Raw genomic sequence first — 514 nt, forward strand, 5'->3', positions numbered from 1 at the left:
CTACGCGATGAGTGTGATTGTGGCGCGGGCGCTGCCGGACGTGCGGGACGGGCTGAAGCCGGTGCAGCGGCGCATCCTGTATGTGATGCACGAGATGGGGCTGCATCCCAACGCCCCTTACAAGAAGTCGGCCCGCATCGTGGGGGAGGTGCTGGGCAAGTTCCATCCCCACGGGGATATGGCGGTGTATGAGGCCCTGGCCCGGATGGCCCAGGACTTCACCATGCGCTACCCCCTGGTGGACGGGCAGGGGAACTTCGGGTCGGTGGATGGGGATCCGCCGGCGGCGATGCGGTATACCGAGGCGCGGCTGACGCCGATGGCGGAGGAGCTGCTGGCGGATCTGGAGAAGGAGACGGTGGAGTGGGCCGACAATTTCGATGGTTCGCTGCGGGAGCCGGTGGTGCTGCCGGCGAAGGCGCCCCAGCTGTTGATCAACGGGGCTTCGGGGATCGCCGTGGGGATGGCCACCAACATCCCCCCCCACAACCTCCAGGAAGTCTGCGACGCCCTG

Annotated in this window: 1 protein-coding gene; it reads left to right on the plus strand. The window is 67.3% G+C overall.

Going from position 1 to position 514, the window contains the following annotated elements; translation table 11 throughout:
* Positions 1-514 (plus strand): DNA gyrase subunit A (locus tag CFB18_RS12195; protein WP_320410130.1); only part of this gene is annotated, 514 nt, incomplete at both ends.

This window comes from Thermoflexus hugenholtzii JAD2, assembly GCF_900187885.1.
GTDB classification, from domain to species: Bacteria; Chloroflexota; Anaerolineae; order Thermoflexales; family Thermoflexaceae; genus Thermoflexus; species Thermoflexus hugenholtzii.